The sequence below is a fragment of the Pseudomonas sp. GW822-FHT06B12 genome (assembly GCF_058799675.1).
In genome coordinates this window covers 177,245-199,431 of sequence record NZ_JBXALR010000006.1, presented here as the reverse complement: position 1 = coordinate 199,431, position 22,187 = coordinate 177,245, and the positions used below count along the sequence as shown (strand labels likewise).

Below are 22,187 nucleotides of genomic sequence, written 5' to 3'. Positions count from 1 at the left end.
AAGCGGGAATGGGATCGTTACGTTCTTTCGCAAGCCCATCCTCTGGCGACATCCACAAATTCGCTGACAGATTCAACTCGCGCTCAATCAAATCTTGGCAACAGCCGCCGCAGGGGCCTCAACAGTCTCAATCACACTGTCGTCCTCGATAAGCAACGCCTGATCAGTCAATGCACCGGCGCTAAGCAAGCGCAGTGCTTTTTTCTCCTGCAACTTCGCAACCAGACTCTCGCGATGAGTCAGGGTGTGATTGATGAATGTCGTACGGGAGAGGATCAAACGAACAGGCGTCGGCAGCACTTCGTAAGCTTTTTCGACCAGCATGATGAACACCTCATCATCCTTGAGCTTTTCTTCCGTGACGGTCAGCAGGCCATTGACCAGCACGTTCTCAACCTTGCCCCAGTTGTTGTCGAAAAACTCCGAAGCCTTCGATGTGCCTACAGAAAAATTGCCAGACACACTGTCTTTGGCTGCCATGGCTTTGTCGGCGATCCCGCCTGACAGGGCTCGTGCTTTATCCGTAAGGGATTTGAACATCTTCTACTCCATGAGATTTAGATCCATTTATGCGTCAGAACCTTAGCAGAGGAAAAAGTGATGGCATAGCGCCTTCATCTCGTGAAGCGATCGAAGGTGAACGGAGTGCAATTGAGCGAAATGTATGAAAAGGAGACTGTCCTTCGATTTTGATATCTTGCGGCCCACTCGCAGTAGAAACACGTCAAAAACGAATGTCGGATACGGCACCTGGAAGTTGATCAGCAGAGGGCATCACTCGCCGACGAAATATTCTCTGCTCCAACTCGGCGCTGCTTTGGCGGGATTGATCGCGGCATTCTGTGCCGCCTTACTGCATTCCTCATTCCTGCGCGCGGGGCAAGACGACGGTGGGTGAGAAAAGCTGGCACCACGCCTCGACCTACACCTCGTCTACACTCAACGATTGGTCGTAGAAAGAACCAAACACGTCGCTTTTGTGCAGTTGAATCAATGCCAGCGTGGCAAGCTGCCTTTTATGCCCTGAACAGGTGCGGCAAAGACCGCGCCGGGCCCAACAAGATGCCCGCTCAGGGTGCCTGGCCAACGGCCTGAAAATGCCACGAGACCGTGACGTGGTGTGAGTGCCGCAGCCGACACTTTCGGACAACCGACAACCGCCTGGTTTGCCCGTGACCGTGAGGAATGCTGTATGCCTGATGAGATGTTGCACCTGCCGATGGTCAACAGCCTGCTGGAGCGCCACAAGGGTTCGCCCGGCGCGCTGTTGCCGATCCTTCATGATATTCAGGAGGGCATCGGTTACATCCCCGATGCCGCCGTCCCCGAGATTGCCCACGCCCTGAACCTGAGTCAGGCCGAGGTTCGCGGGGTGATCAGTTTCTACCATGACTTCCGCACCGCGCCTCCGGCCCGGCATATCCTGCGTCTGTGCCGGGCCGAGTCCTGCCAGAGCCGTGGCGCCGAGCAGCTCGCGGCGCAATTGCGTGAACGCCTGCAACTGGACGACCACGGCAGCAGTGCCGACGGCAACATCAGCCTGCGCCCGGTGTATTGCCTCGGCGCCTGCGCCTGCTCGCCCGCTCTGGAGCTGGATGGTCGGGTGCATGCGCGGCTTAGCGCCGAGCGCCTGGATGCTCTGCTCGACGCTTGCCTGGAGGACGCATGATGCCGAGTCTTTATCTGCCCTGTGATTCGCTTGCCCGTGCCGTGGGTGCCGATGAGGTGGCCGTGGCCCTGGCCGCTCAGGCCCGCGAACGCAATCTACCGCTGGACCTGCAACGCACCAGTTCTCGCGGCCTGTACTGGCTGGAACCGTTGCTGGAAGTGGACAGCCCGCAAGGCCGTATAGGCTTCGGCCCGCTGACCGCTGCCGATGTGCCGTCGGTGCTTGAGGCGCTGCAAGGCGAGCCGTCCGCCCATCCACTGGCCTTGGGCCCGGTGGAGCAGTTGCCTTATCTGAAGACGCAACAACGCCTGTTGTTCGCCCGAGCCGGCATTACCCGGCCGCTGTCCCTGGAGGATTACCGGGCTCACGGCGGTTTCGAGGGTTTAAAAAGAGCCGTCGATATTGGCGGCGAGCAAACCGCGACCGCCGTGTTCGATTCGGGTCTGCGTGGCCGTGGCGGCGCGGCGTTCCCGGCCGGGATCAAATGGCGCACGGTGCGCGCCACCCAGGCTGCGCAGAAATACATTGTGTGCAACGCCGACGAAGGCGACTCCGGCACCTTCGCCGACCGTATGTTGATGGAAGGCGACCCCTTCCTGCTGATCGAAGGCATGGCCATTGCCGGCATCACCGTCGGCGCCAGCTACGGCTACATTTATGTGCGCTCGGAATATCCACAGGCCGTGGCCACCCTGCGCGAGGCGCTGGACATCGCCCGGTCCGCCGGTTACCTCGGCGCCAATGTCGGCGGCAGCGGCCAGGCTTTTGATATGGAAGTGCGGGTCGGTGCCGGCGCTTACATCTGCGGTGAGGAAACCGCGCTGCTCGACTCGCTCGAAGGCAAGCGCGGGATCGTCCGCGCCAAGCCACCGATCCCGGCCTTGCAGGGCCTGTTCGGCCTGCCGACCCTGGTGCACAACGTGCTGACGCTGGCCTCGGTGCCGCTGATTCTGGCGAAGGGCGCGCAGTTCTATCGCGATTACGGCATGGGCCGCTCCCTAGGCACCATGCCCTTCCAACTGGCGGGCAATGTTCGTCACGGCGGCCTGGTGGAACGGGCCTTCGGCCTGACCCTTAGGGAACTGGTGGAAGATTACGGCGGTGGTACCGCCAGTGGCCGACCGCTGAAGGCCGCACAGGTTGGCGGCCCCCTCGGCGCCTGGGTGCCGCCAGGGCAATTCGACACGCCGCTGGATTACGAAGCCTTCGCCGCCATCGGCGCCATGCTCGGTCACGGGGGTGTGGTGGTGGCTGACGACAGCCTCGACATGGCCCACATGGCGCGTTTCGCCATGCAGTTCTGCGCCGAGGAATCCTGTGGCAAATGTACCCCATGCCGCATCGGCTCGACCCGCGGCGTGGAGGTGATCGACCGCCTGCTGGCCGCGCCTGACCAGAGCAGTCGCGATGAGCAGGTGATCATCCTCAAGGACCTGTGCGACACCCTGCAGTACGGTTCGTTGTGCGCATTGGGCGGCATGGTCTCCTTTCCGGTCGCCAGCGCCCTCAAGTACTTCCCCGCCGACTTCGGTCTGCAATCTTCGGAGGTCGACCAATGATCACTCTCTTCGACCCGAACACCGATATCGATCTGGGCACCCCGGCCCGCAACAGCGAAGTGCAGGTCACCCTGAACATCGACGGCCAAAGCATCAGCGTGCCCGAAGGCACCTCGGTGATGCGCGCCGCCGCGCTGCTGGGCACCACCATTCCCAAACTGTGTGCCACCGACAGCCTGGAAGCCTTCGGCTCCTGCCGCATGTGCCTGGTCGAGATCGACGGCATGCGCGGCTACCCGGCTTCCTGCACCACGCCGGTCAGCGAAGGCATGAGCGTGCACACCCAAACGCCGAAGCTCGCCACGCTGCGGCGCAACGTCATGGAGCTGTACATCTCCGATCACCCGCTGGACTGCCTGACCTGTTCGGCCAACGGCAACTGCGAGCTGCAAACCGTCGCCGGCCAGGTCGGCCTGCGGGAGGTGCGTTACGGCTATGAAGGCGAGAACCATCTGGACGACCAGAAGGACACCTCCAACCCCTACTTCGACTACGACCCGAGCAAGTGCATCGTCTGCAACCGCTGCGTGCGCGCCTGCGAAGAAACCCAGGGCACCTTTGCCCTGACCATTACCGGGCGCGGTTTCGAATCCCGGGTCGCGGCCGCCGGTGGCGAGAACTTCCTCGACTCGGAATGCGTGTCCTGCGGCGCCTGTGTACAAGCCTGCCCGACCGCGACGCTGATGGAAAAAAGCGTGGTCGAACTGGGTCAGCCCGAACACAGCGTGATCACCACCTGCGCCTATTGCGGCGTGGGCTGCTCGTTCCGCGCCGAGATGAAAGGCGACCAGGTCGTGCGCATGGTCCCCGACAAGAACGGCCAGGCCAACCACGGCCACTCGTGCGTCAAAGGACGCTTTGCCTGGGGCTACGCCACCCACCCGGATCGCATCACCAAGCCGATGATCCGCAAGCACATCAACGACCCTTGGCAGGAAGTCAGCTGGGATGAAGCGGTGACCTACGCCGCCAGCGAATTCCGCCGCCTGCAGCAACAATACGGTCGCGACTCCATTGGTGGCATCACCTCCAGCCGCTGCACCAACGAAGAAACCTATCTGGTGCAAAAACTGGTGCGCGCCGCGTTCGGCAACAACAACGTCGACACCTGTGCGCGGGTCTGCCACTCGCCGACCGGCTATGGCCTGAAACAAACCCTGGGCGAGTCCGCCGGCACCCAGAGTTTCGACTCGGTGATGCAGGCCGACGTGATCCTGGTGATGGGCGCCAACCCCAGCGACGCCCACCCGGTGTTCGCTTCCCAACTCAAACGCCGCCTGCGTGAAGGCGCGCGGCTGATCGTCATCGACCCACGCCGCATTGATCTGGTGGACACGGTGCATGCCCGCGCCGAACTGCACCTGGCGCTACGTCCGGGCACCAACGTCGCCATGCTCAACGCCCTGGCCCACGTCATCGTCACCGAAGGCCTGCTCAACCAGGCCTTTATCGACGCCCGTTGCGAGGGCAGCGATTTCGCCCAGTGGAAGGCGTTCGTCAGCCGTGCGGAGAACTCGCCGGAAGTCCTTGGCGACATCTGCGGTGTCGCCGCTGCCGACATCCGCGCCGCCGCCCGCCTGTATGCCACCGGTGGCAATGCGGCGATCTACTATGGCCTGGGCGTCACCGAACACAGCCAGGGCAGCACCGCGGTCATGGGCATCGCCAACCTGGCCATGGTCACTGGCAACATCGGCCGCGAAGGCGTGGGCGTGAACCCGCTGCGTGGGCAGAACAACGTTCAAGGCTCCTGCGACATGGGCTCCTTCCCGCACGAACTGCCCGGCTACCGGCACATCTCCAACGAGGTGGTACGAGCGCAGTTCGAACAGGCCTGGAACGTTACGCTGCAACCCGATCCGGGCCTGCGCATCCCGAACATGTTCGAGGCCGCCCTGGGCGGCAGCTTCAAGGGCTTGTATTGCCAGGGCGAAGACATCGCCCAGAGCGACCCCAATACCCAGCACGTCACCGCGGCCCTGTCGGCCATGGAATGCATCGTGGTGCAGGACATCTTCCTCAACGAAACCGCCAAGTTCGCCCACGTGTTCCTGCCGGGCAGCTCGTTCCTGGAAAAAGACGGCACCTTCACCAACGCCGAGCGGCGCATCTCCCGGGTGCGCAAAGTCATGGAACCGCTGGGCGGCAAGGCCGACTGGGAAGGCACCGTGGCCCTGGCCAACGCCCTCGGATACCCGATGAACTACCAGCACCCGTCGCAAATCATGGATGAAATCGCCAGCCTGACGCCGACCTTCACCAACGTCAGCTACGCCGAACTGGAGCGCCACGGCAGCCTGCAATGGCCATGCAACGCCGCAGCACCGGACGGCACACCGACCATGCACATCGAGGAATTCGTGCGCGGCAAGGGGCGCTTCATGCTCACCGGCTACGTGCCCACCGAGGAAAAGGTCAACAGCCGCTATCCGCTGCTGCTGACCACCGGGCGCATCCTCAGCCAGTACAACGTCGGCGCCCAGACCCGGCGCACCGAAAACGTCGCCTGGCACGACGAAGACCGCCTGGAAATCCACCCGACCGACGCCGAGAGCCGTGGCATCAACGAAGGTGACTGGGTCGGCATTGGCAGCCGCGCCGGACAGACCGTCCTGCGTGCGCGGATCACCGAACGGGTAGCCCCGGGCGTGGTGTACACCACCTTCCACTTCCCTGAATCGGGGGCCAACGTCATCACCACCGACAACTCCGACTGGGCCACCAACTGTCCGGAGTACAAGGTCACCGCCGTGGAAGTCAGCCGCGTCTACCACCCTTCCGAGTGGCAAAAACGCTACCAGGAATTCAGCGACGATCAACAACGCCTGCTCGACGAACGCCGCCAGGCACGCACCGCAGGAACAAAAGCCGAGGTGCGCCGATGAGCACCGCCAACCTGATCAAAATGGCTAACCAGATCGCCCAGTACTTCGCCAGCGAGCCGGACCAGCAACAGGCCGTGCTCGACGTGCGTAATCACCTGAAAATGTACTGGACGCCCGGCATGCGCAAGGAATTGCTGGCCTGGCAAACGGCGCATCAAGGGGCAGACTTGCACCCACTGGCGCAGGCGGCGGTCAGTGGGGCGGGCTGGGAGGCTTAGGTTCAAACGATCCCTTGGGGATTGCCGCTTGGCCTGTGAAGACAGGCCAAGGGGCGTTCCAGAGGTTTTTAAAGTCGAGCATTCGAGGGCGCGGAGAACCCACGCCCCTGCCTAATGCCAGTCAGTTAAGAGCAATGCACAACACTACGACGTAAACCAGAGACTTTCGGCGCGTGCAAGATCGCCAAGATCGCAGCCTGCGGCAGCTCCTACGCCGAGCAGTCGAAACCTACGCAAATCTGTAGGAGCTGCCGCAGGCTGCGATCTTTTAAAGAGAAAAGAGGACTGATTTATTTTCATGACAACTGGACGCCAGTTATGGAAATCAAATCAGTCCCCATCAATTTTCTCTACCCCTCCAACACCGGCAACACCACCCGCGCCTCCAACCCGCCCCCCGTCCGATTCCGCACCGTCAACATCCCCCCATGCTCCAACACAATCGCCCGTGCCGCCGACAACCCCAACCCCACTCCCCCCGTGCTCTTATTCCGCGACCCTTCCAACCGAAAGAACGGCGCAAACACCTGTTCATAACTGTCCGCAGGTATCCCCGGCCCGCGATCAAGTACGTGAATGATCACCTGTTCATCTTCCTGCCGCAGTTCAATCGCCGGTTCACTGGCGTACTTGATCGCGTTATCCAGCAAATTGGTAATCACCCGTTTCAGCCCCAGCGGGCGGCCGAAGTAGACCAGTCGGGGTGGACCGCTGAAGGTGATGTCGATGGACTGGTCGCGGTAGTCGTCGATCAGGGTTTGCAGCAGTTCGGCCAGGTCGAACTGGGTTGCCTGTTCCAGCCGGGCGTCGTCGCGGAAGAATTCCAGGGCGGAGTTGATCATGGCCTGCATTTCGTCGACGTCGCGAAAAAGCCGTTGTTGCTGCTCGGGGTCTTCGATGAATTCGCCGCGCAGGCGCATTCGGGTCAGAGGGGTGCGCAGGTCGTGAGAGATGGCGGCGAGCATCTGCGTGCGGTCCTTGATGAAGTGCTGCAACTGGGCCTGCATGGCATTGAACGCGAGGATCGCCTGGCGGATTTCATGCGGGCCGAGCGGATCGATGGGCGGGGCGCGAAAGTCGACGCCGAAGCGTCGGGCGCCTAGGGCGAATTGCTGCAAGGGTTTGGCCAGTCGGCGGGTGGCGATCAGCGCGACGACGCTGGTCGACAGCAACACCAGCAGAATCACGATCAGGGTTCGTGGCCCTTCCGCCAGCCCCCAGCTGCGTGACGGCACGCTGAACATCAGCCAGGACTCATCCGCCAGTTGCACCAGCAAAGCGTAGTGACCGTTTTTTTGTGGCCAGTCGCCGGGTTGATAAGCTTCGACCCGACGGGTCGGCGTGTTGAACAGACGCTGAGCCTCCGGTGAGGCGGCGCGGTGAGCCGCTTCGGGAGTGTCCGGCAAGTCCAGGCCCTCACGGCTGGCATGCCAGCTCACGCTCAAGGCACTGTCGCTGCCGGCCTCGGCCAGGCGTTCGCGCTGCGACACTTGCACGGCTTCGATCATCCGGGTGATGGACGCGGTTTTTTCCAGGAGGCCGGTTTCGACCAGCGGTGGATACGCCCAGACACCGGCCAGCTGGATAAACAACGCGTTAAAGGCCAGCGAAATGAGCATCGCGATGAGGGTGGTCAGGGCGATCCAGCGGGCCACCGTGTCACGCGGGCGCAGGCGCAAACCGGTCATGAGTTTTTTCACTGGCGGGTCACGCTGGGGGTGAACAGATACCCGCCGTTGCGCACGGTACGAATCATCTCGGGCCGCTTGGTGTCGTACTCCAGTTTGCGCCGCAATCGGCTGACCTGAACGTCGATGCTGCGATCGAACGCCTCATGCGTGCGGCCCCGCGCCAGGTCCAGCAACTGCTCCCGAGTGAGAATGCGCTGCGGATGTTCGACAAACACCAGCAGCAAGTCGAACTCCCCGGCCGACAGCGGGATCATCACCTGATCCGGTGAGCGCAGTTCCCGACGGGTGAGGTCCAGTTGCCAGTCGGCGAATTTGATCAGCGGGCGTGGCGCTTCCCCGGTCAGCGGGAGGCTTTCCCCCGCCCGGCGCAACACTGCGCGCACCCGGGCCAGCAGCTCCCGGGCGTCGAACGGTTTGCTCAGGTAATCATCGGCGCCCATCTCCAGCCCGACCACCCGATCACTCAACTCACCCATGGCGGTCAACATGATCACCGGCGTCGGGTATTGCTGGCGCAGGCGCTGGCACAGCGTCAACCCGTTCTCACCCGGCATCATCAGGTCGAGAATGATCAGGTCCGGCGCCTGGCGCTCAATCGCCGCCCACATCGAGACGCCATCGGTGGCAACCTCCACCGCATAGCCTTGTTGCACGAAAAACTTCTTCAGCAGCGCGAGGACCTCAAGGTCGTCGTCCACGATCAAAAGACTGCTCACCAGCGGGCATCACTTATGGCCTGAAAGAACCCACATCTAAAACCATTCGGCGTGGCCCGTCATATATTTCAATCGGGTAACAAAGCGACATCGCGGTAAAAAAGCAGACATCTTTGCGCAAGACCCGAATGTCAGCATCCAGCACCTATTCCCGAAGACTGTTTGCCCATGCCCTCGTTCACGCGTTCCACCGCTGCCAGGAAACCCCGACCGATGACCTCTGAAAACCAGTCCCTGATCCTGCAACAACGCGTGGTGAAACACGCCAACGCCAACCTGCACTGCCGCGAAGTCAGCCTGCGGTTATCGAGCGACCAGCGCGAGATGATCCTCACCCGCTACACCGAACACTACAGCCCCGACGGCCTGCAATGGGTCGAACGCAGCCACCGCGTGCCGGTGACCGACCTGCTGCGCTGGGTGATTGAAAATGGTGAGGCGCAGACTTTGGTGCAGGGTGGGGACGCTTCGGAAGTTTTGCCGATTGATCGTTCTCATGCGGAGCGCGAGAACGATCAAGACGGTATCCTGAGCTCACATTGATCGGGCTGGACGCTCACCAAGGAGAGGTATGTTTTCAAGGAACAGGATGGTCCCCGAACTGATGGTCGGCGACCTCAGGAAAAGTCTGGATTTCTGGACCACATTAATTGGATTCCAGGTGGCCTACGAACGCCCGGAAGAGGGATTTGCCTACCTCGACTTCGACGGCGTGCAAGTCATGCTGGAGCAGTACGACCCGCTCGAAGGGCAATGGGTGACCGGCCCACTGGAAGCGCCGTTTGGGCGCGGCATCAACTTTCAGATGACGGTCGACAGTGTCGAGCCGATTCTCCAGCGGCTGGCTGCTGTCGAGTGGCCGTTGTTTCGCCCGTTTGCCGATGCCTGGTATCGATCCGGCACGGTAGAAGTTGGCCAACTTGAGCTATTGGTGCAGGACCCGGACGGCTATCTGCTACGGTTGGTTGAGTATCTGGGGGAGCGTCCGCTCTCTAATGCCCCCACCCCATGATCCACAACACCGGACGCAACGAAGCCACACGGTAACGGTCCACATCCGCCAAGCACCCCAACGTTCAAAAGGTCGTCGATAGCCCATGTTCGCGCACATAGACCTCAACCACTTCCTCGCGGCCTACGGCTACTGGGCGGTTTTCCTTGGCTGTGTCATGGAAGGCGAAACCATCCTGATATTGGGCGGCATGGCGGCGCATCAGCATTTGCTGAAGCTCTGGCCGGTGATTGCCTGGGCCAGCGCCGGCGGAATGTTGGGGGATCAGTTGCTGTTCTGGACCGGTCGTTATTTCGGCCCGCGACTCTTGCCTCGTCTCAAACGCCAGCAAACGCAGATCAAGCGAGTCTCCGGACTGATCGATCGTTACCCGTCGACATCGGTTTTTTCGGTACGTTTTCTGTATGGCATGCGGTTGGTGGGCCCGATGGTGATCGGTGCCAGTGGTCTGTCACCGTTGCGTTTTTCACTGCTGAACATGTTCGGCGCAATGGTCTGGGCCACGCTGTTCGTCACCGGTGGTTATTGGGCTGGCGAAGCACTTCAGCAATTGTTCGGCAACCTCAAGCCTTACCGGCTGCCGATTGCCCTGGGTGTTGTGGTGGTCGTTGCAGTGGTGGCGGTGATCCTGCACCTGAGGAACAAGCGTAAGTTCCAGCAGTAAATCAGGCTGTTTTGACTCGGATCGAACCTACACTTTTCAAGGAAAAGTCTTGAAGACGGCAGGGTTATACCGAGCGCTTAATCGAGGCTGGTTTCTAAACTTCGAGCGTTTCTACCCATCATGACCACCCCAACTACCGCCGACGAAACAACCTATCTTCTTGCTTCGCGAGCCAACGCTGAACGTCTCATAGCTTCAATCTGCAACTTGCGTGCAGTGAAGGCCGCAAAAGACGAGTGTCGGCAGGCGGTATTTCAGAGTCATTCTGAAATCAGCCCTGCCGTAAACAAAGATGGAGTCGGTTAATCCCCCCTCACCACCCGCCCTACCCCGCGCACAATCATCTCCACCTCGCGCTCATCAATGGTCAGTGGTGGCAGCAAGCGGATGGTCTTGCCCCGTGTCACGTTGATCAGCAACCCGTGATCCCGCGCAGCGATCAGGGTCAGGTCGCGAATGGGCTGGGCCAGTTCGATACCGATCATCAAGCCCTGGCCACGGATCGCCAGCACCTGCGGTTCGCCATCCAGTTCGGCGTGCAGGCGTGCGAGCAAGCGTTCGCCCTGACGTTTGGCGTTTTCCAGCAAGCCTTGCTCTTCGATGATCTCCAGCACGGTGCAGCCGACCCGACACGCCAACGGGTTTCCGCCAAAGGTGCTGCCATGGCTGCCGGGGGTGAACAGTTCGGCGGCTTTGCCTCGGGCCAGGCAGGCGCCGATCGGGACACCGTTGCCCAGGCCTTTGGCGAGGGTCATGACGTCCGGGACGATACCTTCGTGTTGGAAGGCAAACCATTGCCCGGTGCGGCCGATACCGGTCTGGATCTCGTCGAGCATCAGCAGCCAGTTGCGCCGATTGCACAGTTCGCGCAGGGCTTTCAGGTAACCGGGAGGTGCGAGTTGCACGCCGCTTTCGCCCTGAATCGGCTCCAGCAAAACGGCCACGATGCGCTGGCCGTAGGTCCGATGGGCCTTATCAAGCGCGGCGAGATCGCCGAACGGGACTTTGATGAAGTCCCCCGGTAACCCCTGAAACCCCAAACGCACCGCAGGACCATCGCTGGCCGACAAGGTGCCCAGGGTCCGGCCATGAAAGGCGTTTTCCATGACCACCACCAACGGCTGCTCGACGCCTTTGTGCCAACCGTACAGCCGCGCCAGCTTCAACGCGGTCTCATTGGCTTCGGCACCAGAATTGTTGAAAAACACCCGATCAAGACCGGACAGCTGTGTCAGTTTTTCCGCCAGCCGTTGCTGCCAGTCGATGCTGTACAGGTTCGATGTATGCAGCAACAGGCCGGCCTGTTCGCTGATAGCGCTGACCACTCGCGGGTGCGAGTGGCCGACGTTGGTTACCGCCACACCCGCCACCGCATCCAGGTACTCGCGACCGGCCTGATCCCACAGGCGTGTGCCCAGCCCTTTGGTAAAGCTCAAGGCCAGGGGTTGATAAGTGGTCATCAGGCAGGCGGCGGTCATGACATCAAGCTCCATCATCAGTCGGTGTTTTTGCAGTATCGTTAACCACCTGAGCTGGATAAACGCCTTAATACTTCAATCATTTTAAAGCTGAGCTTGATAATGGACTTACTGCTGGCGATGTCGGTTTACGTGAAAGTGGTCGAGGCTGGCAGCATGACCGCCGCCGCCCTGGAGTGCGAAATGTCGACCACCATGGTCGGCAATCACCTGCGAGCGCTGGAGCAACGCCTGGGCGTCAGCTTGCTTCACCGTACGACGCGGCGTCAGCGCTTGACCGAATTTGGCTCGACCTACTATCAACGCTGTCTTGAGGTGTTGGGGCTGGTGGCCGACTCCGAGCGGCTGGCCGAACAAACCCAGGGCGAACCCAGCGGTACGCTACGGATTACCGCCCCGCTGACCTTTGGCACAGAACGCCTGGCGCCGGCCTTGAGCGAATTCGTGCTGCGCTGTCCGCAGGTCAAGCTGGACGTGGTGTTGACCAATCAACGCCTTGATCTGCTGGACAACGGTTTTGATGCGGCGATTCGCCTGGGTAACAGCGAACCGTCCAACCTGATCGCCCGGCCGCTGGAGGATTACACCCTGACGATGTGTGCCTCGCCGGCCTATCTGGCGCGCCGTGGCACACCGCAAAAGCCGGAGGAACTGGCCGAACACGACTGCCTGGCCTTCGCCTACCCGGCGGGCGATGAATGGCGCTCGGTGGAAAAGCAGTGGCGCCTGAGCGGCCCTGACGGGGAGATCGTCGTTGCGGTGAGCGGTCCGATGCTGATCAATAGTTCATCGGGTCTGCACCAGGCAGCGCGCACCGGGATGGGTGTGGTGATGCTGCCCGATGCACTGGTGGATCAAGATCTTCGGGAAGGGAAATTGGTGGCACTGATGCAAGACTATCAACTGCCCCGCCGTCCGATGAATCTGATCTACGCGCAGGACCGATACCGCTTGCCGAAATTGCGCAGCTTTGTCGAGTTTGCGTTGCAAACGTGGGGCAAACAGAACTGATCGCGCACGCCATTATTACTACGAAAGAGGCTTCTATCCCTTGATTCCCGGCGCTACAGTGTCAACGTGCCATGAGTTAGTCTCTACGACTGGCCGGCCACTTCAAGTTCAGGGCAGCAGGGAGAGCGGTGATGGTTGAGTTGTCCAGTATCGAGCCGTTGAAAGTCAGCCTGATTGATCTGAATGAAGACATGCTGCACGCGATTCTGGAGCTGGTCAGCGACGGGATCTGGGACTGGAACGCCAACACCGGGTTTGTCTACCGCAATCGCGGTTGGTACGAAATGCGCGGCTACGAGCCTCATGCACTTGAGAACAACGTGCTGGCCTGGGAGCGCGCGATTCATCCCGACGATTACCCGCGGGTGATGATGTATTTCGATGATCACCTGCATCAGCGCTCGCCCCATTACCAGGCCGAATACCGTTGCCGCAAGCAGGATGGCAGCTACATCTGGATCGAAGATCGCGGTCACGTGATCGCACGTAACGCTGATGGCTCAGTGGCGCGGATGATCGGAGCGAACCGCAGCATTGAAGACAAGAAGCGTCTGCTCGAGCAACTCGAACGGCGCAATCATTCCCTGGAAGCGATAGTCGAGGAACGGACCCGCGAGTTGTCTCTGCTCAATCAGCAGTTACAGGCTCAGCTGGACGAGAACCGCAAACTGGCAGAAAGCGACACCCTGACCGGAATCGCCAACCGCTATCTCTTGGAAAAAGCCCTGCCGCTGGAATGCGAACGCTCCCAACGTTTTCGTCAGCCGCTGTCGTTGATCGCCATGGACATCGACGACTTCAAATGCATCAACGACCATTACGGCCATGCCTTGGGCGACGCGGCGCTGGTGCACGTGGTCGAAAGTGTCAAACGTTGCGTGCGCGAAGGCGACTTGCTGGCCCGTTGGGGCGGCGATGAGTTCATCGTGATCCTGCCCGGCAGCACCGCCGCCACCGCACGCGCCCTCGCCGAAAAAATCCGCCTTGAGCTGTCGAGCCTGCCACCAGTGGGCGACTTCCAGGTCACGATGAGCTTTGGCGTGGCGCAGCGCTTTGAGGACGAGCAACAAACCGGCCTGCTGGCCAGGGCGGATCAAGCGTTGTATCGCTCGAAAATCATCGGCAAGAACATGATTTCCGGATGATCCAGAACTACATACCCGCCTTCACCAACACTGGTTTTTCCTGATACCGCTCCGGGTACAGCTGTTTGAGCTGCGCCACTTTCGGCAGATCGTTGATCACGATGTAGGGATACGTCGGATGCTCCGTCAGGAAGTTCTGATGGTAGGCCTCTGCCGGGTAGAAACCGTTGTAGGTTTCGAGTTTGGTCACGATCGGTTTGTTGAAGGCATGTGCTGCATCCAGTTGTGCGATGTAGGCCTGGGCGACTTTTTGTTGTTCGGCACTTTCCACGAAGATCGCCGAGCGATATTGGGTGCCGGTGTCGGGGCCCTGGCGATTGAGTTCGGTGGGGTTGTGGGCCACCGAGAAGTAGATTTGCAGCAAGGTGCCGTAGCTCACTTGAGCAGGGTCGAAAGTGACCTGAACGGATTCCGCATGGCCTGTATCGCCATCACTGACGCGCTCGTATTGCGCGGTGTTCGCTGCACCTCCGGCGTAACCGGAGACCGCATTCTTGACGCCTTTGACATGCTGAAACACGCCTTGAACGCCCCAGAAGCAACCACCGGCGAACACCGCCGTTTCGCTGTTGGCCTTGGGGGTTTCGTCGAGGGCTGGTGGCGCAATGGCGACTGCGTCCTCGGCAACCCCGAATGAAAAGGCCAGGCATTGACCGGCAACGGTGGCGATGGCCAACCCGAGCAGGGTCTGGCGCCAGGTAAATAGGGTTTTCATGATCACGACTCCTGCATAAGTAGATTCACGGTGTACCGGAAAAGATCGCAGCCTGCGGCAGCTCCTACGGACTGAAGGTTCATCAACCAAAGGTAAACGCATACGCCGACACGCCCGGGTCAAGGAACTCGATGCTGAAGGTTCGATCTGCCACGTCGCCAGGTTGGCGCACCAATTGGTAGAGGCGTTGTTCGGTCACACTGCCGCTGCCATCTGGTGCAACGTCGGTGCCGTGGGCATCGCCGGGGACTTTGCCGTCGATCATGACTTTGAAGCGCACCGGTTTGCCGTCGGCACCGGGGCCTAGCACCAGGTGCAGGTCGCGGGCATGGAAGCGGTAGACGATGCGACTGGCCCGAGCCGCCGATGTGGCGCGCTCCGAACCGACGTTCCATTGACCGTCCAGCGTCCAGTCATTCAGCGCCAACGTCGCGGGTGCGCTATACGCGGCAACCTTGTCGGGTGCGAGGCTCGCCTCAGGTACGAAATGTTCCGAGCGCTGGTAGCCGACGTAGGTTTCCGGCGAGCGTACTTCGTTCATGTCCGGCGCCCGTTGCACGCCTTGAGCGCTGGCGTCGATCAGGCCATCGGCAACTTTCGCTGCGCCGGCTTCGCGCAGCAGTTGCTGGATCACCCGTTCTGATTCAGCGTAGTTACCCTCACCAAAATGGTGGTAACGAATGCGTCCTTGAGCGTCGGCAAAGTAGTGAGCCGGCCAGTATTCGTTGTTGAAAGCACGCCAGATCTTGTAGTCGTTATCAATGGCCACCGGGTAATTGATGCCCAGGTCCTTCATGGCCTTGGTGACGTTGCCCACATCCCGTTCGAAGGCGAACTCCGGCGCATGCACGCCGATCACCACCAGGCCCTGATCGCGATACTTCTCGGCCCAGGCTTTGACATACGGCAAGGTGCGCAGGCAGTTGATGCAGGAGTAGGTCCAGAAATCCACCAGCACTACTTTTCCTTTGAGCGCCTGAGCGTTCAACGGCGGCGAGTTGAGCCACTGCACCGCGCCGTCCAGCGACGGCAGGTTGCCTTCGACAGGCAGCGTCGCCGTGTCTTTGGCGGCCATTTTCATCGCACCACCGGCGGCCATCATGCTGGCGCCCGGTTGATCGTCGGTGGACGACGGAATCTGCGCCATCATCGCCCCGCTGTTGGCGGATGATTTACCCGCCAGTCGACCGACCAGCGCTTGTTCAAGCCCACCGGTGGACGCGGTCGATACCCGCGCCAGAATCCCGGTATCCAGCCCCAAGGCAATAGCCGCCACACCCGCCAGCATCGCCGCACCGAGGCCACGGCGCAGCCATTCACCGGCACCGATCGAACGTTTCATCGCCGCGAAGACTTTACCGCCCAGCAGCAAGGCGACCGCGAGGGAAGTGGCGGCGCCCAGCGCGTAGGCCAGCAACAGCAGGGTGGTGCCGATGCTTGCCCCTTGCAGTGCCGCGCCGGTCAGCACCAACCCGAGGATCGGCCCGGCGCATGGCGCCCAGAGCAGGCCCGTGGCGACGCCGATCAGGAATGACGCACCGGGACGCGGCCGGGCATCGGCGCCTGCCACTTCCGACAGCCGACTGCCGGCCGCCACCAGTGGCCGCGTCAGCCGTTCGGCGAGTTGTGGCAGCAGCAGCGTCAGCCCGAACAGTGCTACGAACAGCAACGCGAGCCAGCGACCGTATTGATTGAGTTGCACCACCCAACCGCCGCCCACCGCCGCCAACGAGGCGACGAGCGCGAAGGTCAGCGCCATCCCCGCCAGCAGCGGCAAGCCACTCTTGATAAACGGCTGCCCGGTGCGAGCGAAGACAAAGGGCAGTACCGGCAGAATGCACGGGCTGACAATCGTCAGCACACCACCGAGATAAGCGAGGACCAGAAGCCACATAACAAGGACCTGTATGAAGTGAAGGAGAAAACCTGCCCATGGTGTCAGGCCGACTGCGGCTCGAAGGTCATCGCCAGACCGTTCATGCAGTAGCGCAGACCGGTCGGTTTTGGCCCGTCGTTGAACACATGGCCCAAATGCCCGCCGCAGCGTCGACAATGAACCTCTTCACGCAGCACGCCAAAGGAACGGTCTTCACGGGTGGCCACCGAATTGGTCAGCGGCGCCCAGAAACTCGGCCAACCGGTATGGCTGTCGAATTTGGTGCTCGATGAAAACAGCGCCAGATCGCAGCCCGCACAGGCAAAAATACCGTCGCGATGTTCGTTGTTCAGTGCGCTGCTGTAGGCCCGTTCGGTGCCCTCTTTACGCAGTATTTCGTACTGCTCGGCGCTGAGCTTCGCGTGCCACTCGGCATCGCTATGGGTGACCTCGAAGGTCTCGGCGGCGCTCGCCTCGCTGATCAGCGCCGAGCGCACGGTCATTTTTGGCAATACACCGGCAACCAGCGCCGCAAGGCCCAGCCCGCCGCCCGTTAGAAGAATCTGTCGCCGTGAAAACATGGCCCTCTCCCTAAATTCGCCGTGGTTTACATGGAACACAGCCTAGTCTTGAGGTGATCGCCAAATCCTCACGTGGAGTTAAACAATTCGTGATAACTCGCCGAGGGAAAACCCCGCACAATGCATTCACTGCGCAACAGGATTTAGCCCAAATGGATCAACCCAAACGAGTTCTGGTGGTCGAGGACGATGTGCACATCGCCGACCTGATCTGCCTGCACCTGCGCGACGAGCAGTTCGAGGTCGTGCACAGCGCCGATGGCAACGAAGGCTTGCGCCTGCTCGAACAAGGCAGTTGGGATGCATTGATTCTCGACCTGATGCTGCCAGGCGTCGACGGTCTGGAAATCTGCCGCCGCGCCCGCGCCATGGCCCGCTACACGCCGATCATCATCACCAGCGCCCGGTCGAGCGAAGTGCATCGCATCCTCGGTCTGGAACTGGGGGCCGACGACTATCTGGCCAAACCGTTTTCGATGCTTGAGCTGGTGGCACGGGTCAAAGCCCTGCTGCGGCGGGTCGATGCCATGGCCCGCAATCTGAAAATGGATACTGGCAGCCTGACCAGCGACGGACTGTTCATCGACCCGATCACCCGCGATGTGTCCCTCAACGGCAAGCGCCTGGACCTGACACCGCGCGAGTTCGACCTGCTGTATTTCTTCGCCCGGCAGCCGGGCAAGGTCTTCTCGCGCATGGACCTGCTGAACGCGGTCTGGGGTTACAGCCACGAAGGCTACGAGCACACCGTCAACACTCACATCAATCGCTTGCGGGCCAAGATCGAAACCGACCCGACACAACCGGTGCGCATTCTCACCGTGTGGGGCCGTGGCTATAAATTCGCCCCGGCGCAGGAGCAGCCATGAGACTGACACTCACCCAGCGCCTGTCGGCGGTGTTCGCCCTGTTGCTGTTGGTGTGCAGCGGCACCTCGGTGTGGATGCAGGTGCGCTCCAACCACATGCATGAGCTGGAAGTGGTGCAAGGCTTGTCCCGGGATCTGGCGCAGCACATCGCCCACGACACCCAGTTGATGGACGCCAATGGCCTGAAACCCGACGCACTGCGTGAGTTGTTCAGCCAGTTGATGTTGGTGAACCCGAGTGTCGAGGTCTATCTGCTCGACACCGGCGGCCGGGTGGTCGGCAATGCCGCACCCGAAGGTCACCTGCGGCGCGAGCAGGTCGATCTGGCGCCGGTGCGGCGCTTGCTCAATGGTGAGGCGCTGCCGATTCTCGGCGACGACCCGCGCAGCATCGACGGGCGCAAGGTATTCAGCGCCGCGCCACTCAAGGTCAACGGTCAGCAAGCCGGCTATCTCTACGTGGTGTTGCTCAGCGAAGAACATGACCGCTTCGCCGAACGCGGGGCCACCAGCGTGGCACTGAACACCGCGCTGTGGTCGATCGGGATGGTCGCGTTGCTGTGCCTGATCGCCGGTCTCACGGCGTTTACCCTGATCACCCGACCGCTGCGCCGTTTGACCGACACGGTCGCGCATTTCGACATCGATGGCGCACCGGTCGCCCCGCCGTCGCCGGCACCATCAGGCACACCGGACACCCTCACCAGCCACGACGAAATCGCCGTGCTCGATGCCGCGTTCCGGCAGATGCAAAACCGTCTGGGCGAACAATGGCGTTCCCTGACCCGCCAGGATCAGGAGCGCCGCGAGCTGGTCGCCAATATCTCCCACGACTTGCGCACACCGCTGGCATCGCTGCATGGCTACCTCGAAACCCTATCACTGAAAGACGCCAGCCTGACCCCGGCCGAGCGCCGCCGCTACCTGGGCATCGCCCTCGACCAGAGCCGCAAGGTCGGCGGTCTGGCGCAGTCGTTGCTGGAGCTGGTGCGCCTGGAGCACGGCTTCGTCCAACCGGTGCTTGAGCGCTTTTCACTGACCGATCTGGTGCAGGACATCTTCCAGAAATTCGAGCTGACCGCCGAAGCCCGGCAAGTTCAACTCAAGGCGAGCTTCGCACCGAATGTGTCAGCGATCTGCGCCGACCTTGGGTTGATCGAGCGTGTGCTGACCAACCTGTTCGACAACGCCTTGCGCCACACACCCGGTGGCGGCGAGATTGATATCAGCCTCGTCCCCCAAGGCAAGTTCGTCGAGATCACCGTCAGCGACAGCGGCCCGGGCATCGCCGCCGAGCTGCGCGAAGGCTTGTTTTTGCGCCCGTTCAACATTGGCGGTGCGCGCCGCGACGGTGGTTTAGGCTTGCGCATCGTGCAGCGGATTCTGCAACTGCATGGCCGCGAAATTCGCCTGATGGACGTGCCAGGACGAGGCGCGACCTTCCGCTTTTCGCTGCCAGTGGATGAAGAAACGGCGAGCGCATTGGCAGTTCGTTCGATGAATTTGAACTCGCCCCAGCGATAAAAAAACACTTCCACCGCATAAAGAAAAGCCCGCACTTCATCGCGAAGGCGGGCTCTCTTTCAACGGTGACCGAACCTAGCCGGCTACCGCGACCATATACACAAACCCAGCCAACGCAAACGCCAGCGCAAACTGTGCGTGGCTTTCAAAACTGACCTTCCACGGCGACTCATTCACCGACGCCGCAGCCGTCACCGCGCTGATGGACACCGGCGAAATCAACTGCGAAATCACGAACATCGCGATCCACGCCTGATACTCGACCGTGGCCGGCAGCTGGGTGATGGGATGAAAGATCGGGAATGCGCCGGCAAACAGAATCATCGGGTGGATGCCGATGATCGTCAGCAGTGGCATCAGCCCAAGGATCAACAACAGTTGCACAGGCGCCGAGCTCAACAACAGTTTGAAGTCACCGCTCAACGGGCTGAACAACTGTGCGGTTTCCGGCGCGCCGAGTGCCACTTGCAGCGTTCCGCAGGCGATAAACAGCAGGATTTCGGCACTTGAACGCTGAAAACCATCAGCTATGGTCGCGGCCAATTGCGCGATGCCATATTTGGCCCAAAGCGACACCGCGCCGGTAATCGAAACCGCCAGCGCAACCGTCGTCACCGTGGCGTAACCGAGCAGCAGTTTGCCGAGCACAATCACACTGATAAAGATGGCCATCGGCAGCCTCAACCCATGGGAAGCGCCATCTTTTTCCACAGGTGTCAGCTCGATCGCCGATTCTTTCTCGCTACGGGTGAGCAGCAGGCACAACAGCGCCAGCGGTAACCCCGTGAGCAGTGCTTGCGACCAACTCAGCCCGGGGAACATCGCACTGACCGCCGCCGCCCCCGCTGTAGTCGGTGCAATGAACATCGTTGCGCCCACCGCACGCATGGCCAAACGCAGGTGGTACATATGATTCAGGCGGGTGCTGCGGGTCAGCGAGCCAACGATGGGCACGGTTGCCAGGCTCAGGAAAAACGCCATCGCGCTGTAGAGAAGAAAGATCGGCCGCGCACTGCGCCGAACGGCCGGGTGACTGAGTGCCCGCTCGATCCGCCCTTTGATGTCTTGCCGATCCAGGTAAGCGCGCAATTGCCCAATCCCCAGCAACAGCAAAATCACCCCTTCAAACGAACCGGCGCCGCGCAGCGGATTGAAAGGAATGGTGGTGAGGACCGCGAGCGCGGCGACGATCACCAACAACCCCAGCCCCAGTCGCGCAGATGTTTTGCCGAGCCAACTGCTGAAGGTCAGCGCCAGCCCGGCGACAATCAGGCCGAAGGTCAGTGCATCCGCCACCGCCCCTTGAGGAATGACCAGCGCCTTGGCGATCAACCACATCACCAAAGTCGTGGCAATCACCGCCAGCGCAGTGCCGCGTGTCCGCCACTTCAACGCCACAGAAGAGTCGACGGAGAGCATGTCCTTGGACATTACAAATTCCTGAGCTGAGCGCTATCACTGTGTGCGATGGCGACCGGCAGGTGCTCCTTGGCCAGAGCGTTGGTGATCACCAGCGCATCGCACACTGTTTCAGAAAACGACGCCATGGCCGGCGTCCAGGTGTTCTGCTGCGCCGCCGCAAAATAGGTGTCGACGATCGCATAGCGCTCCGGCAGGTCGAGGCTATAGATGTTGAAGCGAGACCTCTGAGCCTCGACCGTGGACTTTGGCAGCACGGCATACCCCATACCCGCCGCGACGCAGCCAAGCATGGCGTCCAGCGTGCCGAAATCGATGATGCGCACCGCCGAAACCCCGCAAGAGGCCAGCAACAATTCAATACTGTGGCGATAACTGCAGCCTTGGCGGAAGGCCAGGAAGGTTGCCGTCAGCAAGGTTTCCTTGGGCGGCATTTTTTCCAGCGGCCGGGAGGAAACCAGCACCAGTTCCTCGGTGAAGGCTTTGTACATGTGGAACCGTCGATGATCGACTTTGCCGGCCACAAACACGCAATCGAAGCGCCCTTCCGCCAATCCCCTGACCAGATCTGCCGTCGGCCCGGTGGTGAGCTTGATATCGACTTCCGGGTTCTTGCCATGAAAGCTCGCCAGGATCCCCGGCAAGCGAAACGCCGTAGTGGTTTCCATCGCGCCGATGCGCAACTCGCCACTTAGGGACTGGTTGCCTCGGAAAAAGGCTACAGCCTCGTCGTGATTTCTCTGAATCCTGTCAGCATATTCGCTAAGTGCGTGACCGGCGGAGGTGAGACGCGCCCGACCATTGCGGTCGATCAGTTGAGCGCCCAACTCGGTTTCGAGCTTCTTGATATGCGCGGTGACGTTGGACTGCACGGTGTGCAGGCGCTCAGCGGCGGCTACAAAGCTGCCCGTCTCAGCCACAGCCAAAAAAATACGCAGTGATTTGAGCTGCATGAATCTGCCGTCCCTGGACGCGAACATCTCGAAAAGTGATGCGCAGTATCTCGGATAATCGTTGGCAAAGCTAATTTTGCGCTGCGTATCCTGCCCCGGATTTAAACGCATATGAGGTGATGTTGAGCAGAACACGACCTGAAACGGGGAGATGTCCTGCACAACGTCGAGGAAACGCCTCTCTAAGAACAAGGGAGTTGGGC

Annotated in this window: 20 protein-coding genes; 11 read left to right on the top strand and 9 right to left on the bottom strand. The window is 60.9% G+C overall.

The features are described from left to right. Window positions 1–87 precede the first annotated feature (87 nt). On the bottom strand, window positions 88–540 hold the full coding sequence (locus AC1RKH_RS15560; RefSeq protein WP_493062943.1) for a hypothetical protein: 453 nt from the start codon (window positions 538–540) through the stop codon (window positions 88–90). Window positions 541–1,192: 652 nt separating this feature from the next. Here AC1RKH_RS15560 and AC1RKH_RS15555 point away from each other — a divergent pair. The 4 genes from AC1RKH_RS15555 to AC1RKH_RS15540 are packed head-to-tail and all read left to right on the top strand — an operon-like array spanning window position 1,193 to window position 6,331. Beyond that, a complete protein-coding gene (locus AC1RKH_RS15555; protein ID WP_493062942.1) occupies window positions 1,193–1,669 on the top strand; it encodes a formate dehydrogenase subunit gamma in 477 nt (158 codons plus the stop codon). After that, a complete protein-coding gene (locus AC1RKH_RS15550; protein WP_493062941.1) occupies window positions 1,666–3,228 on the top strand; it encodes a formate dehydrogenase beta subunit in 1,563 nt (520 codons plus the stop codon). Before AC1RKH_RS15555 ends, AC1RKH_RS15550 begins: the two co-directional genes overlap by 4 nt. Continuing rightward, entirely contained in the window at window positions 3,225–6,113 is a 2,889-nt protein-coding gene (gene fdhF / locus AC1RKH_RS15545; protein WP_493062940.1) for a formate dehydrogenase subunit alpha, read from the top strand. Before AC1RKH_RS15550 ends, fdhF begins: the two co-directional genes overlap by 4 nt. Then, window positions 6,110–6,331, top strand: coding sequence for a formate dehydrogenase subunit delta (locus tag AC1RKH_RS15540; protein WP_123425073.1), 222 nt, complete (start codon window positions 6,110–6,112; stop codon window positions 6,329–6,331). Before fdhF ends, AC1RKH_RS15540 begins: the two co-directional genes overlap by 4 nt. Window positions 6,332–6,681: 350 nt before the next feature. Here the strand turns inward: AC1RKH_RS15540 and AC1RKH_RS15535 are convergent, their stop codons facing one another. Both AC1RKH_RS15535 and AC1RKH_RS15530 read right to left on the bottom strand, forming a co-directional pair. After that, a complete protein-coding gene (locus AC1RKH_RS15535) occupies window positions 6,682–8,019 on the bottom strand; it encodes a sensor histidine kinase (RefSeq protein ID WP_493062939.1) in 1,338 nt (445 codons plus the stop codon). 8 nt (window positions 8,020–8,027) lie between these two features. Continuing rightward, window positions 8,028–8,738 carry a response regulator gene (locus tag AC1RKH_RS15530; RefSeq protein WP_493062938.1) on the bottom strand — a complete coding sequence of 237 codons (711 nt, stop codon included), beginning with the start codon at window positions 8,736–8,738 and terminating at the stop codon, window positions 8,028–8,030. A 213-nt stretch (window positions 8,739–8,951) separates the two neighbouring features. Between AC1RKH_RS15530 and AC1RKH_RS15525 the strand changes: the two genes are divergently transcribed. The 3 genes from AC1RKH_RS15525 to AC1RKH_RS15515 all read left to right on the top strand — a co-directional run bounded on the left by AC1RKH_RS15525 (window position 8,952) and on the right by AC1RKH_RS15515 (window position 10,414). Further along, complete coding sequence (locus AC1RKH_RS15525; protein WP_493062937.1) at window positions 8,952–9,281, top strand: hypothetical protein; 330 nt, start codon at window positions 8,952–8,954, stop codon at window positions 9,279–9,281. A 28-nt stretch (window positions 9,282–9,309) separates the two neighbouring features. After that, complete coding sequence (locus AC1RKH_RS15520) at window positions 9,310–9,750, top strand: bleomycin resistance protein (protein ID WP_493062936.1); 441 nt, start codon at window positions 9,310–9,312, stop codon at window positions 9,748–9,750. Between the two features lie 85 nt (window positions 9,751–9,835). Beyond that, a complete protein-coding gene (locus tag AC1RKH_RS15515) occupies window positions 9,836–10,414 on the top strand; it encodes a DedA family protein (protein WP_493062935.1) in 579 nt (192 codons plus the stop codon). 302 nt (window positions 10,415–10,716) lie between these two features. Here the strand turns inward: AC1RKH_RS15515 and AC1RKH_RS15510 are convergent, their stop codons facing one another. After that, a complete protein-coding gene (locus AC1RKH_RS15510; RefSeq protein WP_493062934.1) occupies window positions 10,717–11,892 on the bottom strand; it encodes an acetylornithine transaminase in 1,176 nt (391 codons plus the stop codon). 102 nt (window positions 11,893–11,994) lie between these two features. Here AC1RKH_RS15510 and AC1RKH_RS15505 point away from each other — a divergent pair, with 102 nt between their 5' ends. After that, window positions 11,995–12,903: a LysR family transcriptional regulator gene (locus AC1RKH_RS15505; RefSeq protein WP_493062933.1), complete on the top strand. Its 909-nt coding sequence runs from the start codon at window positions 11,995–11,997 to the stop codon at window positions 12,901–12,903. A gap of 131 nt (window positions 12,904–13,034) precedes the next feature. Beyond that, complete coding sequence (locus AC1RKH_RS15500; protein WP_493062932.1) at window positions 13,035–14,048, top strand: GGDEF domain-containing protein; 1,014 nt, start codon at window positions 13,035–13,037, stop codon at window positions 14,046–14,048. 7 nt (window positions 14,049–14,055) lie between these two features. Here the strand turns inward: AC1RKH_RS15500 and msrA are convergent, their stop codons facing one another. The 3 genes from msrA to msrB form a co-directional block, all read right to left on the bottom strand. Beyond that, window positions 14,056–14,763: a peptide-methionine (S)-S-oxide reductase MsrA gene (msrA, locus tag AC1RKH_RS15495; RefSeq protein ID WP_493062931.1), complete on the bottom strand. Its 708-nt coding sequence runs from the start codon at window positions 14,761–14,763 to the stop codon at window positions 14,056–14,058. Between the two features lie 82 nt (window positions 14,764–14,845). Further along, window positions 14,846–16,657, bottom strand: coding sequence for a cytochrome c biogenesis protein DipZ (locus tag AC1RKH_RS15490; protein WP_493062930.1), 1,812 nt, complete (start codon window positions 16,655–16,657; stop codon window positions 14,846–14,848). 44 nt (window positions 16,658–16,701) lie between these two features. Beyond that, entirely contained in the window at window positions 16,702–17,220 is a 519-nt protein-coding gene (gene msrB / locus AC1RKH_RS15485; protein WP_493062929.1) for a peptide-methionine (R)-S-oxide reductase MsrB, read from the bottom strand. Window positions 17,221–17,372: 152 nt separating this feature from the next. On the opposite strand from msrB, the gene AC1RKH_RS15480 reads away from it, so the two are divergent. Together AC1RKH_RS15480 and AC1RKH_RS15475 are read left to right on the top strand one after the other, a co-directional pair. Continuing rightward, complete coding sequence (locus AC1RKH_RS15480) at window positions 17,373–18,089, top strand: response regulator transcription factor (protein WP_493062928.1); 717 nt, start codon at window positions 17,373–17,375, stop codon at window positions 18,087–18,089. Continuing rightward, window positions 18,086–19,612, top strand: coding sequence for a sensor histidine kinase (locus AC1RKH_RS15475; RefSeq protein ID WP_493062927.1), 1,527 nt, complete (start codon window positions 18,086–18,088; stop codon window positions 19,610–19,612). The genes AC1RKH_RS15480 and AC1RKH_RS15475 overlap by 4 nt, the downstream gene beginning before the upstream one ends. A 75-nt stretch (window positions 19,613–19,687) precedes the next feature. Here AC1RKH_RS15475 and AC1RKH_RS15470 read toward each other — a convergent pair whose 3' ends face one another. Both AC1RKH_RS15470 and AC1RKH_RS15465 read right to left on the bottom strand, forming a co-directional pair. Beyond that, window positions 19,688–21,043 (bottom strand): hypothetical protein, encoded by a 1,356-nt coding sequence (locus AC1RKH_RS15470; protein ID WP_493062926.1) that lies wholly within the window; start codon window positions 21,041–21,043, stop codon window positions 19,688–19,690. Beyond that, complete coding sequence (locus tag AC1RKH_RS15465) at window positions 21,043–22,095, bottom strand: LysR family transcriptional regulator (protein ID WP_493062925.1); 1,053 nt, start codon at window positions 22,093–22,095, stop codon at window positions 21,043–21,045. Before AC1RKH_RS15465 ends, AC1RKH_RS15470 begins: the two co-directional genes overlap by 1 nt. Between the last annotated feature and the right edge of the window lie 92 nt (window positions 22,096–22,187).

Coding starts and splice junctions, on each gene's coding strand:
- AC1RKH_RS15560 (WP_493062943.1), bottom strand. CDS start 540: ATGTTCAAATCCCTTACGGATAAAGCACGAGCCCTGTCAGGCGGGATC.
- AC1RKH_RS15555 (WP_493062942.1), top strand. CDS start 1,193: ATGCCTGATGAGATGTTGCACCTGCCGATGGTCAACAGCCTGCTGGAG.
- AC1RKH_RS15550 (WP_493062941.1), top strand. CDS start 1,666: ATGATGCCGAGTCTTTATCTGCCCTGTGATTCGCTTGCCCGTGCCGTG.
- fdhF (WP_493062940.1), top strand. CDS start 3,225: ATGATCACTCTCTTCGACCCGAACACCGATATCGATCTGGGCACCCCG.
- AC1RKH_RS15540 (WP_123425073.1), top strand. CDS start 6,110: ATGAGCACCGCCAACCTGATCAAAATGGCTAACCAGATCGCCCAGTAC.
- AC1RKH_RS15535 (WP_493062939.1), bottom strand. CDS start 8,019: ATGACCGGTTTGCGCCTGCGCCCGCGTGACACGGTGGCCCGCTGGATC.
- AC1RKH_RS15525 (WP_493062937.1), top strand. CDS start 8,952: ATGACCTCTGAAAACCAGTCCCTGATCCTGCAACAACGCGTGGTGAAA.
- AC1RKH_RS15520 (WP_493062936.1), top strand. CDS start 9,310: ATGTTTTCAAGGAACAGGATGGTCCCCGAACTGATGGTCGGCGACCTC.
- AC1RKH_RS15515 (WP_493062935.1), top strand. CDS start 9,836: ATGTTCGCGCACATAGACCTCAACCACTTCCTCGCGGCCTACGGCTAC.
- AC1RKH_RS15510 (WP_493062934.1), bottom strand. CDS start 11,892: ATGACCGCCGCCTGCCTGATGACCACTTATCAACCCCTGGCCTTGAGC.
- AC1RKH_RS15505 (WP_493062933.1), top strand. CDS start 11,995: ATGGACTTACTGCTGGCGATGTCGGTTTACGTGAAAGTGGTCGAGGCT.
- AC1RKH_RS15500 (WP_493062932.1), top strand. CDS start 13,035: ATGGTTGAGTTGTCCAGTATCGAGCCGTTGAAAGTCAGCCTGATTGAT.
- msrA (WP_493062931.1), bottom strand. CDS start 14,763: ATGAAAACCCTATTTACCTGGCGCCAGACCCTGCTCGGGTTGGCCATC.
- AC1RKH_RS15490 (WP_493062930.1), bottom strand. CDS start 16,657: ATGTGGCTTCTGGTCCTCGCTTATCTCGGTGGTGTGCTGACGATTGTC.
- msrB (WP_493062929.1), bottom strand. CDS start 17,220: ATGTTTTCACGGCGACAGATTCTTCTAACGGGCGGCGGGCTGGGCCTT.
- AC1RKH_RS15480 (WP_493062928.1), top strand. CDS start 17,373: ATGGATCAACCCAAACGAGTTCTGGTGGTCGAGGACGATGTGCACATC.
- AC1RKH_RS15475 (WP_493062927.1), top strand. CDS start 18,086: ATGAGACTGACACTCACCCAGCGCCTGTCGGCGGTGTTCGCCCTGTTG.
- AC1RKH_RS15470 (WP_493062926.1), bottom strand. CDS start 21,043: ATGTCCAAGGACATGCTCTCCGTCGACTCTTCTGTGGCGTTGAAGTGG.
- AC1RKH_RS15465 (WP_493062925.1), bottom strand. CDS start 22,095: ATGCGTTTAAATCCGGGGCAGGATACGCAGCGCAAAATTAGCTTTGCC.